Here is a 16706-nt window from a genome sequence, read left to right as displayed (position 1 = left end):
GCACAGAAGTAGCATCCATTGGCACGTGAATAGATTTTTCTAGCTTCTTGAACGGCCCCATAGCAGCTAGAAAATACCCCAAGGTGTCTGCGATTTAGGAGTGTGGGCATAAACCTGCATCCGTCCTGATGCACTTCATGATCACCGTTTGTTTGTGCTGCCGTATTGACATAAAAATTGTACATTGCGACAGATCCTCAGCGATCTTTGTTGGATTGGGATACAACCGAACCAGCAAGGCTTTTAGTGTCGTCGCTGTACTTTTCGCTCTGAAGTACGCGTGCTGCTTTCGCTTCCATTTCTGAGCTCGTTTGCTTTCCAGTGTTGGCTTGGGCCAGCGTGGAGGCAGCAAGGCTTTTGGCTATTGCGGATGCGTTTGGATCGCGAAGGGTGTCGGAAGCCAGTTTGGTGACTTCTGCGGAGGACTGCTTTGTATTTTTAGCCATTGGAATGATCTCGATATTTGCGATTTAGACGCACGTACCTAAAATGACCACCAATCAGTTCCCTGTTGACGATTTTGTCAGCAGTGGGCTAAATAGCGTCCTTCTCTAGATATGTGCATTTACAAATGCATGCGTCAGAGGGTGCAGGTAGTCACGTTTCTGTCGCCAAACGTAGCGTGGCTATCTGTATGCATTCTTCAGCTGAACTCCCTTTATTGGGAGTTTTTGCGTTTGTGGTGCCTAAGATAATGGCCTCTTTTTAAGTGTGCAAGTATACAGTTGTTTATAACCTGTGGATAAGTTCTGTGGGTAAGTGCCTATAAGTCCTGCAGGCCGCAGCCTACAAGGGGTATACCGTCTGTCGTTTTTGATGATATTTATTTTTCGCGAGGCTCTGTGAGCCTTTTGAGGCGACGCTGGAGCCGACCCCCTCGGTAATCCCTTTTGTTCGCATGTAAAGCCCTCGAGGGCCTCTTGAGGCCCTCAAAGGGCCTTTAAAGGTTTCCGATTGTTCAATTTTGGTTTCGCTCTTGTTCGTTCGGGTTCGTTCACTAGGGAATAATTTATGAGTCCGAAGGCGTGCAGAAGGGCTGGTAGGCATCGCCGATTCGGTGAGCGTCGATTCAGCTTTCGAGGGGGCGGTTTCGATATGGTATTAAGTTTCTGCTGATCAGAATCCATTCTGATCACTCATCATAATTACGCAGATACTTGCCAACTGGTCGGGGTTTTGTGTTTTCAGCCCTGGCAATGCCGGCGGTTATGCCGGCAATTGTGGGTTCTTGCGACTGGCCGCGGCCGTTACGGCGTAGCCGATCAGGGCGGCGAACAGCGAGCCGGTGAGGATGCCCATGCGGTCCATGCCGGCGTATTCGCTACTGCCGGGCACAAAGGCCAGGGAGCCGACAAACAGGCTCATGGTGAAGCCGATCCCGCAGAGAATCGCCACGCCCAGCACTTGGCCCCAGTTGGCGCCGCCGGGGAGGGCGGCCAGGCCCATCTTCACCGCCAGCCAAGTCAGGCCGAACACGCCGACGGTCTTGCCCAGCAGCAGGCCGATGGCGATGCCCATGGGCACGTAATGGGTGAAGCTTTCCACGGTAATGCCCTGCAGCGACAGGCCGGCATTGGCGAAGGCGAACAGCGGCAGGATGCCGTAGGCCACCCACGGATGTAGCGCATGCTCCAGGCTCAGCAGCGGCGAAGGCTCGGCATTGCGGGTACGCAGCGGGATGCAGAACGCCAGGGTCACGCCGGCCAGGGTCGCGTGGACGCCACTCTTGAGCACGCAGACCCAGAGGATCAGGCCAATGATCATGTACGGCCCAAGCTTGACCACCCCCAGGCGGTTCATCGCCACCAGCGCCACCAGGCAGGCCGCGGCGAGCATCAGCGATAGGGTCGACAGGGCGCCGGAGTAGAAAATCGCGATGACGATGATGGCCCCCAGGTCGTCGATGATCGCCAGCGTCATCAGGAACAGCTTCAGCGACACCGGCACCCGCTTGCCCAGCAGGGCCAGCACGCCGAGGGCGAAGGCGATGTCGGTGGCCATGGGGATCGCCCAGCCACTGAGCGCCGGTGGGTTGTCCTTGTTGAGGAACCAGTAGATCAGCGCCGGCACCACCATGCCGCCGATGGCGGCGGCGCCCGGCAGGACGATCTGCGAAGGCTTGGACAGGTGGCCGTCGAGGACCTCGCGCTTGACCTCCAGGCCGATCAGCAGGAAGAACATGGCCATCAGGCCGTCGTTGATCCACAGCAGCAGGGGCTTGGCGATTTTCAGGGCGCCGATCTGGGCGACCACGGGGGTGTCCAGCAGGCCGTTGTACAGCCAGGACAGCGGTGAGTTGTTGATGATCAGGGCAAGCACGGCAGCGGCAATCAATAACAGACCGCTGGCAGCTTCCAACTGAAAGAAACGCGTGAAAGTGCTACGCAGAGGCAAGGTCGCTCTCCATCAGAAAACAAAAAAGGTGGCACACCCTAACCCGTACTGTTAGTTGTTAAAACAAAAGTTATATTCTTTTTTGTTATATGTAGCAGAGCAGCGGCCTGCTGGAAAACCAGCCTAGCAGTTGTGTATCCAATTGATTCAAAACTGTACCTGTGAGAGACCGGGGATGTTTCCTAACATGTCCGGCCCCAGCCCGACGGGCCGGGGACTTTTGCCTGTTGCAGCGCCTGATTTTCCTTGTGCCTGGATCACCTATGCTGGGTGCACTTCATCTTTTTGCGTCCTGTGTGGCGTTCGAGCCAACGAGAAAACACCATGAGCGACAACCGTCAGTGGGCCCGCGAGGCCATCCGGATCATCGAAGCCGACTTCCAGCGCAGCGCCGACACCCACCTGATTCCCTTGCCTTTGCCCGGCCTGCCGGGCATCGAGCTGTATTTCAAGGACGAGTCCAGCCATCCCACCGGCAGCCTCAAGCATCGCCTGGCGCGTTCGTTGTTCCTCTATGCGCTGTGTAATGGCTGGCTCAAGCCCGGGGCGCCAGTGATCGAGGCGTCCAGTGGTTCGACGGCGATTTCCGAAGCCTATTTCGCGCGCCTGCTGGGCTTGCCGTTCATTGCGGTGATGCCGGCCACCACGTCCCAGGAAAAGATCGCGCAGATCGCCTTCTACGGCGGCAAGAGCCACCTGGTGCAGGACCCGACGCAGATCTACGCCGAGTCGGAGCGCCTGGCCCGGGAGAGCGGCGGGCATTTCATGGACCAGTTCACCTACGCCGAGCGCGCCACCGACTGGCGGGCGAACAACAACATCGCCGAGTCGATCTTCCAGCAGCTGCGCTTCGAGCGTTACCCGGAGCCCAAATGGCTGATTTCCAGCCCGGGCACCGGCGGTACCACCGCCACCCTGGGGCGTTATGTGCGCTATCGCCAGCATTGCACCCGGGTACTCTGCGCCGACGCCGAGCGTTCGGTGTTCTTCGATTACTACCAGAGCGGTGACGCCAGCCTGCGCCTGGATTGCGGCTCGCGCATCGAAGGGATCGGTCGGCCACGGGTCGAGGCGTCGTTCCTGCCCAAGGTGATCGATGCGATGGTCAAGGTGCCGGATGCCCTGTCGCTGGCGGCCATGCATTACCTGGCGCAGCGCCTGGGACGGCGGGTGGGCGGTTCCAGCGGTACCAACCTGATCGGCGCGCTGATGGCGGCGCAGCAGATGAAACAGGCCGGGGAGAGTGGTTCGATCGTCGCCATCCTGTGTGACGGTGGCGAGCGTTATGCAACCACCTATTACGATCAGGACTGGCTGACTGCTCAGGGTTACCAGTTGACGGCCTTGATCGAGGCGGTGGCGGCAAGCGTGGAACGTGGCGAGCCGTTGCCGGCCAGCGTATTGCGCGCCGGCATCTGAGGCTGCAAGCCCGCTCCCAGGGGAGCGAGCCAGCTTGTGAAAAGGCCCCTGTAAAGGGGCCTTTTTTTACGCCTCGATTCCGAGGATGTTGCGTGCCACCGCTTCGGCGATGCGGATCCCGTCGACCCCGGCCGACAGGATGCCGCCGGCATAACCGGCGCCTTCACCGGCCGGGTACAGGCCCTTCACGTTCAGGCTCTGCATCGATTCGTCGCGGGTAATGCGCAGTGGCGACGAGGTGCGGGTCTCGATCCCGGTCAGTACCGCGTCGTGCAGGGAGTAACCCTTGATCTGCCGCTCGAAGGCCGGCAGCGCTTCGCGGATCGCCTCGATGGCGAAGTCCGGCAGAGCCAGCGCCAGGTCACCCAGGGCGACGCCCGGCTTGTAGGACGGCTCGACGCTGCCCAGGGCGGTGGACGGCTTGCCGGCGATAAAGTCGCCGACCAGTTGCGCCGGGGCTTCGTAGTTGCTGCCGCCGAGGATAAAGGCGTGGGATTCCAGGCGCTCCTGCAGCTCGATACCGGCCAGCGGTCCGCCCGGGTAATCCACTTCCGGGGTGATGCCGACCACGATGCCGGAGTTGGCGTTGCGCTCGTTACGCGAGTACTGGCTCATGCCGTTGGTGACCACGCGGTTCGGCTCGGAGGTCGCCGCTACCACGGTGCCGCCCGGGCACATGCAGAAGCTGTAGACCGAACGGCCGTTCTTCGCGTGGTGCACCAGCTTGTAGTCGGCGGCGCCGAGTTTCGGGTGACCGGCGTACTTGCCCAGGCGCGCGCTGTCGATCAGCGACTGCGGGTGTTCGATGCGGAAACCCACGGAGAACGGCTTGGCTTCCATGTACACGCCACGGCCGTGGAGCATGCGGAAGGTGTCGCGGGCGCTGTGGCCGAGGGCCAGGATCACGTGTTTCGAGTGAATCTGTTCGCCGCTGTTGAGCTCGACGCCGACCAGTTGGCCGTCTTCGATCAGCACGTCGATCACCCGTTGCTCGAAGCGCACTTCACCGCCCAGGGCGATGATCTGCTGGCGCATATTCTCGACCACGCCGGTCAGGCGGAAGGTACCGATGTGCGGCTTGCTGACGTAGAGGATCTCTTCCGGCGCGCCGGCCTTGACGAACTCATGCAGGACCTTGCGGCCGTGGTGTTTCGGGTCCTTGATCTGGCTGTACAGCTTGCCGTCGGAGAAGGTCCCCGCGCCGCCTTCGCCGAACTGCACGTTGGATTCCGGGTTGAGCACGCTTTTGCGCCACAGGCCCCAGGTGTCCTTCGTGCGCTGGCGCACTTCCTTGCCGCGCTCGAGGATGATCGGCTTGAAGCCCATCTGCGCCAGCAGCAGGCCTGCGAAAATCCCGCAGGGGCCGAAGCCCACCACAACCGGGCGTTGCTCCAGGTCGGCGGGCGCCTGGCCGACGACCTTGTAGCTGACATCCGGCGCCGGGTTGACGTTACGGTCGTCGGCGAACTTGTGCAGCAGCTTGGCCTCGTCACGCACGTTCAGATCGAGGGTGTAGATGAAGCACAGCTCGGACGACTTCTTGCGCGCATCGTAGCTGCGCTTGAACAGGGTGAAGTCGAGCAGGTCCTCGCTGGCGATGCCCAGGCGCTGCAGGATGGCAGGGCGCAGGTCTTCATCGGGATGGTCGATCGGCAGCTTGAGTTCGGTGATTCGTAACATGACAGGGTCCGGTTCGCGGGACGCACCAATGCGTCAGGGCGGTTTTACAAACCGGCGATTATAAGCCGCAAAGCCCGGACCCCGTGAGGTTAAAACGGTTGTCCGTCGCCTCAGTCGCTGCGCGAGCCACCGAAATAGGCACAACCGCGCTGGACCTGGCCATCGACCCGCAGTTCCGCGGTCAGGTGCTGCACGCTGCCGGTCTTGCTGTCCACGCAGCGCTGCGGCGCGACCCAGAGTTCGACATGGCGGTTGTTGGCTTCGCTGCTGAGGTTGAAACGGCCGTCGCCCAGTTGCTCTTCCAGGTAGGGCAGCGCCAGTGCCGGCTGGCCGGCACGTTCGATGCGCATGCCCTTGGCGCTGACATCGACGTTCCAGTCCGGAGCCTTGCCGCTGGCCCGCAGGATCAGGCGCGGGAAGTCGGGATCGCCGCAGGCATCGTTCGAGCGTTCGACGCGATACAGCTGGCTCAGCGCCACTTCACTGTCGGCGCCACCGGCCTTGCTCGGGGAGAAATGCCCACGCAGGTCGGCGAACAGCGTGCCCTGCTGGTCGGCCAGGCTGGCGGCTTCCTGGAGGATGCTGGTGCCACCGTTGTCCTTGACCACATAGCGCTGCTCGCCGACACAAGGCTTGAACAGCAGTTGGCCGTTGGCGGCGGTCAGTGTGCCCTGCATGCGGGTCTGGCCGGCCTGGGACTGCGTCCGGGGCTGGCCATCGAACACCGACAGCATCTGGCAACCGGCAAACAGAGGGAGCAGGGCAATACAAACAAGGGAACGGGCGGCACGCATCGTCGGGTCTCCAATCAAGTGCCGCCACGTTACGCAGCCCGGCCGTTCATCACAACCCCGGATCCAATCGCGTTTCTGTAGGAGCGAGGCTTGCCGGCGATGCAGGCGGCGCGGTGTGCCTGGTGCAGCGCTATCGCGAGCAATCGAGCGTCGACCGGCTGCTCCTACAAAAGGCGTGCGGAGTTCAGCCGACGATAAAAGTCTGGCCGGTCTGCAGACCTTCCACGCTCTTGGCGTAGGCCAGGGCCACGTCGGCGCCGGGAACCGGTTTGTAGCCACGGAAGTACGGGGCGTAGCTGTCCATGGCTTCCACCAGCACGGTCGGGCTTACCGAGTTCACCCGCAGGCCGCGTGGCAGCTCGATGGCGGCGGCGCGGACAAAGCCGTCGATGGCGCCGTTGACCAGGGCTGCCGAGGCGCCGCTGCGGATCGGGTCGCGGTTGAGGATGCCGGAGGTGAGGGTGAACGAGGCACCGTCGTTGGCGAACTCGCGGCCGATCAGCAGCAGGTTGACCTGGCCCATCAGCTTGTCCTGCAGGCCCAGGGCGAAGTGCTGTGCGTTCATCTCGCCCAGTGGCGCGAAGCTGACATTGCCCGCGGCGCAGATCAGCGCATCGAATTTGCCGGTTTGCTCGAAGAGTGCGCGGATCGAGGCGTTGTCGCTGATATCCACCCGGAAATCACCGCTGGTGCGGCCAATGCGGATGACTTCATGACGTTGCGACAGCTCTTTGTCGACCGCTGAACCTATGGTGCCGTTGGCGCCGATCAGAAGAATTTTCATGCTGTGGTTCCTCGCGTGGGTTGAACGAGGTTGCAGTCTAGTGCTGGTTTTTCCTGTTGATTAGCGCACTAATAGGCAACCTTTGGTTTTCAATTGGAAACAATCCATGAGCGAGATGGATGACCTGGCGGCATTCGCCGTGCTGATCGAGGCCGGCAGTTTCACCCTGGCCGCCCAGCAACTGGGCTGCAGCAAGGGGCAATTGTCCAAGCGCATCAGCGCCCTGGAGGCGCAGTTCTCGGTCGTGCTGTTGCAGCGCACCACGCGGCGCTTGAGCCTGACCGCGGCGGGCGCCGCCTTGTTGCCCCAGGCCCAGGCGCTGCTGGTCCAGGTCGAGCGGGCGCGCCAGGCCCTGGCGCGGCTCAGGGACGACATGGCCGGGCCGGTGCGGCTGACGGTGCCGGTGTCCCTGGGGGAGACCTTCTTCGACGGCCTGTTGCTGGAGTTTTCCCGGCAGTATCCCGAGGTGCAGATCGAGCTGGAGCTGAATAACAACTACCGCGACCTGACCCGGGACGGTTTCGACCTGGCGATCCGCTCGGAAGTGGCCAACGATCAGCGTTTGGTGGCCAGGCCGCTGCTGGCCTGGCACGAGATGACCTGCGCCAGCCCGGCCTACCTGGAACAGTATGGCGAGCCGCGAACCCCCAGGGACCTGGCCGAGCATCGTTGCCTGCTCAACAGCCACTACAGCGGTCGTGAGGAGTGGCTCTATCACCAGCAGCATGAATTGTTGCGGGTACGGGTGTCGGGGCCTTTCGCCAGCAATCACTACAACCTGCTGAAAAAGGCCGCGCTGGTGGGCGCGGGGATCGCCCGGCTGCCGTCCTACCTGTTGCAGGCGGAACTGGCCGACGGACGTTTGCGCGGGCTGCTGCGCGACTACCAGACTCGCAGCATGCCAATGTACCTGGTGCACCCGTATCAGGGCGGATTGCCCAGGCGCACCCAGGTCCTGGCCGATTATCTGATTGGCTGGTTCAAGCGCAGCGGCGAAGCGCTGGATCGCCTGTAACCGTCAATCTCCCCGCGGATCTGTAGGAGCGAAGCTTGCTCGCGATGGCGGCGCCGCGGACTGTCTGAAAAACCGCGTTATCCTTCATCGCGCGCAAGCTGCGCTCCTACAGGATCGGGGAGCGGCTAGCGGTAGCGGCGGGCGATCAGGTGGTCGATGGATAACTTGCCGGGGCCGCGGGCCATCAGGTACAGCAGGACCGCCGCCCAGGTGCCGTGGGTCGGGTAGGCATCGGGGTAGACGAACAGCTGGATGGTCAGGGTCATGCCCAGCAGCGCCAGGGCCGAGAAGCGTGTGGCGAAACCGACCAGCAGCAGCAGCGGGAACAGATGCTCGGCGAATGCCGCCAGGTGCGCGGCCAGTTCGGGGGAGAGCAGCGGTACCCGGTACTCGCTCTGGAACAAGGGAATGGTCGAATCGGCCAGGCGTGGCATGCCGAGCTCGAACGTCCCGGAGAACAGATCGATGGCCAGGCCCTCGACCTTGGTCTGGCCGGATTTCCAGAACACCGCGGCGATGGAGAAGCGCGCGATAAAGGCGATCAGGCTGTGGGGAATACGCTCCAGCAGCTGGATGAGCCGGTTCATCCCGTGGGCGAGCGTGTAGTGTTTGGTGCAGTGGGTGTGCATGTTCAGACCTCGGAATGGGGGGACAGGCGAGTGATGGCGCCGCGACCGATCAACAGCGCCAGGGCCTGGCTTGGATCGAATGTCGGATCGGCCGCCAAGGCATTGGCCGCGGCGACTTGCAGCGGTTGTGAGTGGTGCAGGCTGTGGATGAAGCAGGCGACTCCGGCGTCGATGGCGAACACCTCGACCTCCAGGTCGTGACGCAGTACCAGGGCGTTTTGTCCTTGCTGCAGGTCGATCGCCTGCCAGTCGCCATCGCCCTGGTGGGCGGCCCATAGGGCGACCACCGGGTGGGCCGATTCCAGGAGGCCGAGCGAAGGGTGCAGTTCCAGGCGCAATTGCCCCAGGGTTGCAGGCTCGGCCATGGCCGCGGCGATCTGCTGCGGTTGTACCGGGCAGGCGTCGGCGGCGTGATAGGCCGTGACCCGCAGGCGTTCCAGGCACGCGACATCGGCCAGGTAAGGCAGGCCGGCGGCGGGTGGGAAACCGTCGATGAAGTCGGCGAAGTCATAGCCATAGTCGCTGAGTACGGCGCTGGTGGGCGGGAAGTTCCTGACATAGAGCGCGGCCATGGCCCGGAAGAACTCATCGCCCACCAGTTGCGCCACCACCGGATAGGCGTCGGCCAGGGCGTTGATCAGCGAACTCTGCACATTGTTGCGGTACACCGCGAAGCGGCTGGCCGGGTCGGCGCCGTTGCCGCAGTACAGGCCCGCGGGGCAGGGCTGGTCGGGGTCGAGCAGGGCGCTGGCGAAGCTGGCTTGCGTGTTCACGGTAGCCTCCTGGCGCATTGCAGCAGCTCATCCGCCTGGCGCACCTCGGCGTGCAGCACGGAAAACGCCGGCACCTGGTTGTCGCGCTCGATCAGGGTCGCGGTCGGTCCGATCCGCTCCAGCAGCCGCAGGTAAAGCGCCCACACGGCGTTGTCGATCGGCGCGCCGTGATCGTCGATCAGCAAGCGGTCGCCCAGGCTGTCGCTGTCTTCGGCAAACCCGGCCAGGTGAATCTCGCCCACCGCGTGCAACGGCAGGGCATCGATATAGGCCAGCGGGTCGCGTCGGTGGTTGATGCACGACACGTAGACATTGTTCACGTCCAGCAACAGGCCGCAGCCGGTGCGGCCTATCACCTCGCGGATGAATTCGGCCTCGTCCATGCTCGACTGGCGAAACTCCAGGTAGGTCGCCGGGTTCTCCAGCAGCATGGGGCGGCGCAATGTGCTCTGCACCTGGTCGATGTGTTCGCAGACACGGTTCAGGGTCGGCCGGTCATAGGCCAGGGGCAGCAGGTCATTGAGAAACACCGGGCCATGGCTGGACCAGGCCAGGTGTTCGGAAAAGGATTGGGGTTGATAACGCTCGATCAGCACGGCCAGGCGTTTCAGGTGCTGTTGGTCCAGCGGACCTTCGGCGCCGATCGACAGGCCGACGCCGTGCAGCGACAGCGGATACTGCTCGCGGATCAGCCCCAGGTAGTGATGGAACGGCCCGCCGGCGACCATGTAGTTTTCCGCATGGACTTCAAAGAAACCGATATCGGGCTGTTCCCTCAGGACCTGGCGAAAATGCTCGGTCTTGAGCCCCAGCCCGGCGCGTTGCGGCAGGCTGGAGGCGGTCGCCTGAGTGGCGGGATGGAGGGGGAGTGGTACGGCCATGTTCATCATCGACACTCAGGCAGGTAGCTTACGACTTGGCTTTGTAGGCTTGCAGCTGGCCGAAACCGGTAGGCGAGGTGCTGCTGGCGGTTTTCTCGCAGGTGCCTTTAGGAACCAGCTTCCAGGCGTTGGCCTGGTGGTCGACTTTGGCGGTACCGGCACAGGTGGTGCCCGCGCCTGCCGCGCAATCGTTCTTGCCTTTCATGGCGACGCCAAAGCATTTCTCCATGTCGTCGGCGGCCTGGGCGGTGGTCGGCAGCGCGGCCATGCTCAAGGCAGAACCGAGGGCCAGGGCCAGGGCGGCGGCGGACAGGGTGCGAGTGGTAGCGGTCATGGTGTTTCTCCAGAAAAGGTATTGGGGAAGGCAGGCATGTGTGCCTGCTTATCCCTCTAGAGAAAGGTCGATGGGGTTTGTTACAGCGAGCGCTGAAAAATATTCAGCGGTGCGAGGTTTGCCTGCCTCGGGAGTCAGTCCGGGAGGTCGTGGCGCCTGCATCGCCGGCAAGCCTGGCTCCTACAGGGGCGGGGCGCGCGGGTTTGTAGGAGCGAGGCTTGCCCGCGATTTCCAGGCGAAAAAAACGGCCCTGAAGGGCCGTTCTTTGTTGCAGCAGGTGCTTAGCCGCCCAGATAGGCTTCGCGCACCTTGGGGTCGGTCAGCAGGGCTTCGCCGGTGCCTTGCATCACCACCCGGCCGTTCTCCAGAACATAGGCACGGTCAGCGATCTTCAGCGCCTGGTTGGCGTTCTGCTCCACCAGGAACACCGTCACGCCGTCACGGCGCAGCTGTTCGATGATGTCGAAGATCTGCTGGATGATGATCGGCGCCAGGCCCAGGGACGGTTCGTCGAGCAGCAACAGCTTGGGCTTGCTCATCAGCGCACGGCCGATGGCGAGCATCTGCTGCTCGCCGCCGGACATGGTGCCGCCGCGCTGGTTGAAGCGTTCCTTGAGGCGCGGGAACAGGCCCAGGACCTTGTCCATCTGCTCCTGGTAATCGCCCTTGTCGGTGAAGAACCCGCCCATGGCGAGGTTCTCCTCCACGGTCAGGCGGGCGAAGACCCGACGACCTTCCGGCACCACGGCAATGCTCTTGCGCATGATCTGCGCGGAGGTCTGCCCCACCAGTTCCTCACCCAGGTAACGGATGCTGCCGCTGTGGGCCTGCGGCGAACCGCAGAGGGTCATCAGCAGGGTGGATTTGCCGGCGCCGTTGGCGCCGATCAAGGTGACGATCTCGCCCTGGCGGATCTCGACGTTGACGCTGTGCAGCGCCTGGATCTTGCCGTAGAAGGTGGAAACGTTTTCGAACTGCAGCATTTACGCTTCCCCCAGGTAGGCTTTGATCACTTCAGGATTGTCGCGGATCTGTTCCGGCGTGCCGTCGGCCAGGGGCGTGCCCTGGTTGATCACGACGATGTGGTCGGAAATGCTCATGACCAGCTTCATGTCGTGTTCGATCAGCAGCACCGTGGCGTTGTGCTCTTCGCGCAGCACGCCGATCAGCGCCTTGAGGTCTTCGGTTTCCCTCGGGTTGAGTCCGGCGGCCGGTTCGTCGAGCATGAGGATCCGCGGACGGGTCATCATGCAGCGGGCGATTTCCAGGCGCCGTTGCTGACCGTAGGCCAGGGTACCGGCGGGACGGTTGGCGAACTCCTTGAGGTTGACCTTTTCCAGCCAGTACTCGGCGTATTCCATGGCCTCGCGCTCGCTCTTGCGGAACGCCGGGGTCTTGAACAGGCCGGCCAGGAAGTTGGTGTTCAGGTGACGGTGCTGGGCGATCAACAGGTTCTCGACCGCGGTCATGTCCTTGAACAGCCGCACGTTCTGGAAGGTGCGTACCACGCCCTTGAGGGCGATCTTGTGGCCGGGCAGGCCCTGGATCGGCTCGCCGTCCAGCAGGATGCTGCCGGCGGTGGGCTGGTAGAAACCGGTCAGGCAGTTGAACACCGTGGTCTTGCCGGCGCCGTTCGGGCCGATCATCGATACCACTTGTTTCTCTTTGACGGTCAGGGCTACGCCGTTGACCGCCAGCAGGCCGCCGAAGCGCATGCTCAGGCCCGTTACTTTCAGGATCTCACGGCTCATTTGCGCAGCTCCATGTGAGGACGTTGCATGGGCAGCAGGCCTTGAGGACGCCAGATCATCATCAGCACCATCATGGCGCCGAACATCAACATGCGGTATTCGCTGAATTCACGCATCAGTTCAGGCAGCAGGATCATCACGGTGGCCGCAAGGACCACGCCCAACTGCGAGCCCATGCCGCCCAGCACCACGATGGCGAGGATGGTCGCGGACTCGATGAAGGTGAAGGACTCCGGCGTCACCAGGCCCTGGCGCGCAGCGAAGAAGCTGCCGGCGAAACCGGCGAAGCAGGCACCCAGGGTGAAGGCCGACAGCTTGATCACGGTCGGGTTCAGGCCCAGTGCACGGCAGGCGATTTCGTCTTCACGCAGGGCTTCCCAGGCACGCCCCAGGGGCATGCGCAGCAAGCGGTTGATGACGAACAGGGCGAACAGCGCCAGCAACAGCGCGACCAGGTAAAGGAAGATCACCTTGTTGATCGAGTTGTATTCGATGCCGAAGTACTCGTGGAAGGTCTGCATGCCCTCGGCGGCCCGGCGTTCGAAGGACAAGCCGAAGAACGTCGGTTTATCGATGTTGCTGATGCCGTTCGGACCACCGGTGAGGTCGGTCAGGTTGCGCAGGAACAAGCGGATGATTTCACCGAAGCCCAGGGTCACGATCGCCAGGTAGTCACCGCGCAGGCGCAATACCGGGAAGCCCAGCAGGAAGCCGAAAGTGGCTGCCATCAGGCCGGCGATAGGCAGGCAGATCCAGAAGCTCAACCCGTAGTAGTGCGACAGCAGCGCGTAGCTGTAGGCGCCCACGGCGTAGAAGCCGACGTACCCCAGGTCCAGCAGGCCGGCCAGGCCGACCACGATGTTCAGGCCCAGGCCGAGCATCACGTAGATCAGCACCAGGGTGGCGATATCCACCGCGCCGCGGGAGCCGAAGAACGGCCAGATAAACGCACCGATGATCAGCGCAATGATGATCCAGCGCTGGGTGGTCGGCAGGGTCAGGAAGTTACTGGCCTTGGCCGGGATCACCGGCATGTTGGGCGAGGACTTCCAGGCCGCGCTGATCTGATGGTCGAACAGCACCCGCAGGAACATCAGCACCGAACACAGGGCGATGATGGTCAGCGTGGTGGGGCTGGTGCCATGGACTTCCAGGTTGATGCCGACGATGGTCAGTTTCAAACCGAGTATCGGGTAGGCGACAGCCCACACCAGCAAGGCGCTGAAGAACGCCTGTCGAAGATTCCTAGTCATACTTTCTCAACCTCCGGACGGCCCAGCAGGCCGGTTGGCCGGAACAACAACACCAGAACCAGCAGGCCGAACGCCACGACGTCCTTGTACTGGTCGCCGAAGATATCGGCACCGAAGGCTTCCGCCACCCCAAGTACCAGGCCGCCCAGCATGGCGCCCGGAATGCTGCCGATGCCGCCCAGTACCGCGGCGGTGAAGGCCTTGAGACCGACCAGGAAGCCGGCGTTGGGGTTGATCACGCCGTATTGCATGCTCAGCAGCACGGCCGCGATCGCCGCCAGCGCGGCACCGATCACGAAGGTCAGGGCGATGATGTTGTTGGTGTTGATACCCAGCAGGTTGGCCATCTTGATGTCCTCGGCGCAGGCACGGCAGGCGCGGCCCAGGCGGGAACGGGAGATGAACAGGGTCAGGCCGAGCATGGCGATCAGCGTCACCACGAACACCACGATTTGCATGTAGGAGATCAGCACTTCATGTGCGCCACCTGGCCCGATGGAGAAGTTGCCCGGGATCAGGTTGGGGATGGATTTGTCCTTGGAGTCCTGCGCCAGCAGAACCGTGTTCTGCAGGAAGATCGACATGCCGATGGCCGAGATCAGCGGGATCAGACGGTTGCTGCCGCGCAGGGGGCGGTAGGCGATCCGTTCGATGCTGTAGCCGTAGGCACTGGTAACGACGATGGTCGCGATGAAGGCCGCGGTCATCAACAGCGGGACACTGTCGAGTCCCATCATGGTCAGGCCTGCGATGGCGATGAACGCCACATAGGAACCGATCATGTACACCTCGCCGTGGGCGAAGTTGATCATTCCAATGATGCCGTAAACCATCGTATAGCCGATGGCGATCAGGGCATACGTGCTGCCAACGGTGAGACCGTTAACCAGCTGTTGGAAAAAGTGATAGAGGTCAGGCATTACAGCGCTCCTAAAAACCTGATACGCATTTCACTGGTGGAGTCATTTTCCCGCCTGCGCCCCGTGGATCTGCATCCACTTCGGGTCAGGTTTTGCCAGCGAACCGCTGATGACGGTTTTGAGATTTTCAGGTGGGCGGGCTCCCGGATCACGGAAAACAGGCCCAATACGTTCGTAAAACAAAGCCCACGGCACGCCGTGGGCTTTATTGGCAGTCAGTCAGACAGGGCCTTATTGAGGCGAGACTTCGGTTTTAGGTTTGCCGAAGTGCCACTCGTAGACCACGAACTTGAAGTCTTTCAGGTCGCCCTTGGCGTCGAAGCTCAGGTCGCCAGTGGGGGTCTTGAAAGTACCGGCGTGGATGGCTTCGGCCACTTTGGTCGGGTCTTCGCTCTTGGCGGCGGTGATACCGCCGGCAATGACTTCAACCGCGGAGTAGGAAGGGAACACGAACGGACCGCTCGGGTCTTCTTTCTTGGCCTTGAACGCATCTGCCAGGGCCACGTTGGCCGGATCCTGGTCGAAGGATTTCGGCAGGGTCACCAGCAGGCCTTCGGACGCGTCCTTGGCGATCTGCGAAATGGAGTCGTTACCCACGCCTTCCGGACCCATGAACTTGGCCTTCAGGCCTTTTTCCTGGGCCTGGCGCAGGATCAGGCCCAGCTCCGGGTGGTAGCCGCCGTAGTAGACGAAGTCGACGTTGGCTTGCTTGAGCTTGGCGATCATCGAGGAGAAGTCTTTGTCGCCGGCGTTGATGCCTTCGAACACGGCAACCTTGGTGCCTTTCTTCTCGAGGGTCTGTTTAACGGCGGTGGCGATGCCTTCACCGTATTGCTGCTTGTCGTGCAGCACGGCAACGATTTTCGGTTTCACGTGGTCGGCGATGTAGTTGCCGGCGGCAGGGCCCTGGGCGCTGTCCAGGCCGATGGTGCGGAACACCATCTTGTAACCACGGGTGGTGATGTCCGGGCTGGTGGCGGCGGGGGTGATCATGACCACGCCTTCGTCTTCGTAGATGTCCGAAGCCGGTTGAGTGGAGCTGGAGCACAGGTGACCGATCACGAACTTGACGCCGTCGTTGACGACTTTGTTGGCTACGGCGACGGCTTGTTTCGGATCGCAGGCATCATCGTATTCAACGGCCTGGAGCTGCTTGCCATCGACGCCGCCCTTGGCGTTGATTTGTTCGATGGCCATTTTGGCGCCACTGAACTGCATGTCGCCGTACTGGGCTACAGGGCCGGTCTTGGGGCCGGCGATGCCGATCTTGATGGTGTCAGCTGCGAACGAATGGCTGGCGACTCCGGCCAGAACCATAGCGGCAAACAGTTTGGAAATCTGCTTAGTAGCCTTATTCATAGTGCTCCACTCTTACTGTTGTAATTTTTATAGTCCTGGCGCCGTAGCAGCAGAACCGGGTCAGATATCTCTTGGATATCCCCGGAAAATGCCCCCGGCAACTGTACCGGTACAGTGTAGAGCGCCGATTGTTAGCCTGGGAAGCTGGCGCCAGGGGGCAAAATCAGGGGGTGTCGCTTTATTGAAAGAAAAAGACAGAATCGCGGCGGGGTTTTGACCGTATTCAGCGAGCAATCCTTGGCTCTCCTGCACTTCTCTATCGTTGACGCAATTGCAACCGGGTTTGTCTGCCAGAGCACCGACGTTATCATTGCGCCGATTTCTTTTCGGGACAGGCCCATGACTCAAGAACCTAGCACCCTCTATGCCAAGCTGCTTGGTGAAACCGCATCTATTACCTGGAAGGAGCTGGAGCCGTTCTTCGCCAAGGGTGCCCTATTGTGGGTCGACGCCAGCCTGGATTTGATCGAGGCGGCCGAGGCCATGGCCGACAACCAGGCCGAGAAAGTCTCTGCCTGGCTGGCCGCCGAGAAGGTGGGCAAGGTGTCTGCAACGCGGGCGCTGGATCTGGTGGAGCGTGATCCGCTGCTGTGGGCGGTGGTGGTTTCGCCGTGGATTCTGGTCCAGGAAAGGGCGCAGGCCGAAGGTTGAGCACCAAAATGGTGCTTGGCTTTTCCGGCTGAAAGTGTGTAGCCGAGTAACCGCGATCACGGTGATGGC

The 16706-nt window shown here is 61.9% G+C and carries 17 protein-coding genes; 3 read left to right on the top strand and 14 right to left on the bottom strand.

Features of this window, described 5'->3' with window-relative positions:
- Positions 1-197 precede the first annotated feature (197 nt).
- Positions 198-446, bottom strand: a complete 249-nt coding sequence (locus J4D52_RS13825; RefSeq protein WP_102676760.1) for a hypothetical protein — start codon at positions 444-446, stop codon at positions 198-200.
- A 760-nt stretch (positions 447-1206) separates the two neighbouring features.
- The gene (nhaA, locus tag J4D52_RS13820) at positions 1207-2394 is read right to left on the bottom strand and encodes a Na+/H+ antiporter NhaA (RefSeq protein ID WP_009047375.1); all 1188 of its coding nucleotides are present in this window, start codon (positions 2392-2394) and stop codon (positions 1207-1209) included.
- A 324-nt stretch (positions 2395-2718) separates the two neighbouring features.
- On the opposite strand from nhaA, the gene J4D52_RS13815 reads away from it, so the two are divergent.
- The gene (locus J4D52_RS13815; protein ID WP_063428729.1) at positions 2719-3813 is read left to right on the top strand and encodes a PLP-dependent cysteine synthase family protein; all 1095 of its coding nucleotides are present in this window, start codon (positions 2719-2721) and stop codon (positions 3811-3813) included.
- A gap of 66 nt (positions 3814-3879) precedes the next feature.
- On the opposite strand, the gene J4D52_RS13810 is transcribed toward J4D52_RS13815, so the two are convergent.
- The 3 genes from J4D52_RS13810 to J4D52_RS13800 form a co-directional block, all read right to left on the bottom strand.
- Positions 3880-5493 (bottom strand): NAD(P)/FAD-dependent oxidoreductase, encoded by a 1614-nt coding sequence (locus tag J4D52_RS13810; RefSeq protein WP_102676759.1) that lies wholly within the window; start codon positions 5491-5493, stop codon positions 3880-3882.
- A 110-nt stretch (positions 5494-5603) separates the two neighbouring features.
- Positions 5604-6287 carry a COG3650 family protein gene (locus J4D52_RS13805; protein ID WP_025806735.1) on the bottom strand — a complete coding sequence of 228 codons (684 nt, stop codon included), beginning with the start codon at positions 6285-6287 and terminating at the stop codon, positions 5604-5606.
- Between the two features lie 184 nt (positions 6288-6471).
- Positions 6472-7071, bottom strand: a complete 600-nt coding sequence (locus J4D52_RS13800; protein WP_102676758.1) for a short chain dehydrogenase — start codon at positions 7069-7071, stop codon at positions 6472-6474.
- A gap of 106 nt (positions 7072-7177) precedes the next feature.
- Here J4D52_RS13800 and J4D52_RS13795 point away from each other — a divergent pair, with 106 nt between their 5' ends.
- Positions 7178-8086, top strand: coding sequence for a LysR family transcriptional regulator (locus tag J4D52_RS13795; protein ID WP_025806737.1), 909 nt, complete (start codon positions 7178-7180; stop codon positions 8084-8086).
- Positions 8087-8211: 125 nt separating this feature from the next.
- On the opposite strand, the gene J4D52_RS13790 is transcribed toward J4D52_RS13795, so the two are convergent.
- The 9 genes from J4D52_RS13790 to J4D52_RS13750 all read right to left on the bottom strand — a co-directional run bounded on the left by J4D52_RS13790 (position 8212) and on the right by J4D52_RS13750 (position 15986).
- On the bottom strand, positions 8212-8715 hold the full coding sequence (locus J4D52_RS13790; protein WP_025806738.1) for a DoxX family protein: 504 nt from the start codon (positions 8713-8715) through the stop codon (positions 8212-8214).
- A 2-nt stretch (positions 8716-8717) separates the two neighbouring features.
- Entirely contained in the window at positions 8718-9488 is a 771-nt protein-coding gene (locus J4D52_RS13785; protein WP_025806739.1) for a DUF2063 domain-containing protein, read from the bottom strand.
- Positions 9485-10369, bottom strand: coding sequence for a DUF692 domain-containing protein (locus tag J4D52_RS13780; RefSeq protein WP_230589667.1), 885 nt, complete (start codon positions 10367-10369; stop codon positions 9485-9487). The genes J4D52_RS13785 and J4D52_RS13780 overlap by 4 nt, the downstream gene beginning before the upstream one ends.
- 28 nt (positions 10370-10397) lie before the next feature.
- Positions 10398-10703 (bottom strand): DUF2282 domain-containing protein, encoded by a 306-nt coding sequence (locus J4D52_RS13775; RefSeq protein ID WP_009047384.1) that lies wholly within the window; start codon positions 10701-10703, stop codon positions 10398-10400.
- A gap of 281 nt (positions 10704-10984) precedes the next feature.
- The gene (locus tag J4D52_RS13770) at positions 10985-11686 is read right to left on the bottom strand and encodes an ABC transporter ATP-binding protein (protein ID WP_007926621.1); all 702 of its coding nucleotides are present in this window, start codon (positions 11684-11686) and stop codon (positions 10985-10987) included.
- Positions 11687-12454: a high-affinity branched-chain amino acid ABC transporter ATP-binding protein LivG gene (gene livG, locus J4D52_RS13765; RefSeq protein ID WP_007926620.1), complete on the bottom strand. Its 768-nt coding sequence runs from the start codon at positions 12452-12454 to the stop codon at positions 11687-11689.
- The gene (locus tag J4D52_RS13760) at positions 12451-13707 is read right to left on the bottom strand and encodes a high-affinity branched-chain amino acid ABC transporter permease LivM (protein WP_025806741.1); all 1257 of its coding nucleotides are present in this window, start codon (positions 13705-13707) and stop codon (positions 12451-12453) included. Before J4D52_RS13760 ends, livG begins: the two co-directional genes overlap by 4 nt.
- A complete protein-coding gene (gene livH, locus J4D52_RS13755) occupies positions 13704-14627 on the bottom strand; it encodes a high-affinity branched-chain amino acid ABC transporter permease LivH (protein ID WP_007926616.1) in 924 nt (307 codons plus the stop codon). The genes J4D52_RS13760 and livH overlap by 4 nt, the downstream gene beginning before the upstream one ends.
- Before the next feature lie 231 nt (positions 14628-14858).
- The gene (locus tag J4D52_RS13750) at positions 14859-15986 is read right to left on the bottom strand and encodes a branched-chain amino acid ABC transporter substrate-binding protein (protein ID WP_025806742.1); all 1128 of its coding nucleotides are present in this window, start codon (positions 15984-15986) and stop codon (positions 14859-14861) included.
- Positions 15987-16325: 339 nt separating this feature from the next.
- Here J4D52_RS13750 and J4D52_RS13745 point away from each other — a divergent pair, with 339 nt between their 5' ends.
- A complete protein-coding gene (locus tag J4D52_RS13745) occupies positions 16326-16637 on the top strand; it encodes a DUF2288 domain-containing protein (protein WP_025806743.1) in 312 nt (103 codons plus the stop codon).
- Positions 16638-16706: the final 69 nt, after the last annotated feature.

This window comes from Pseudomonas sp. GW460-12-10-14-TSB1 (genome assembly GCF_017349775.1).
In the GTDB taxonomy this organism is placed as follows: Bacteria; Pseudomonadota; Gammaproteobacteria; order Pseudomonadales; family Pseudomonadaceae; genus Aquipseudomonas; species Aquipseudomonas piscium.
Note: the sequence above shows the minus strand (reverse complement) of the source record. Positions and strands in the feature narration are given on the sequence as shown.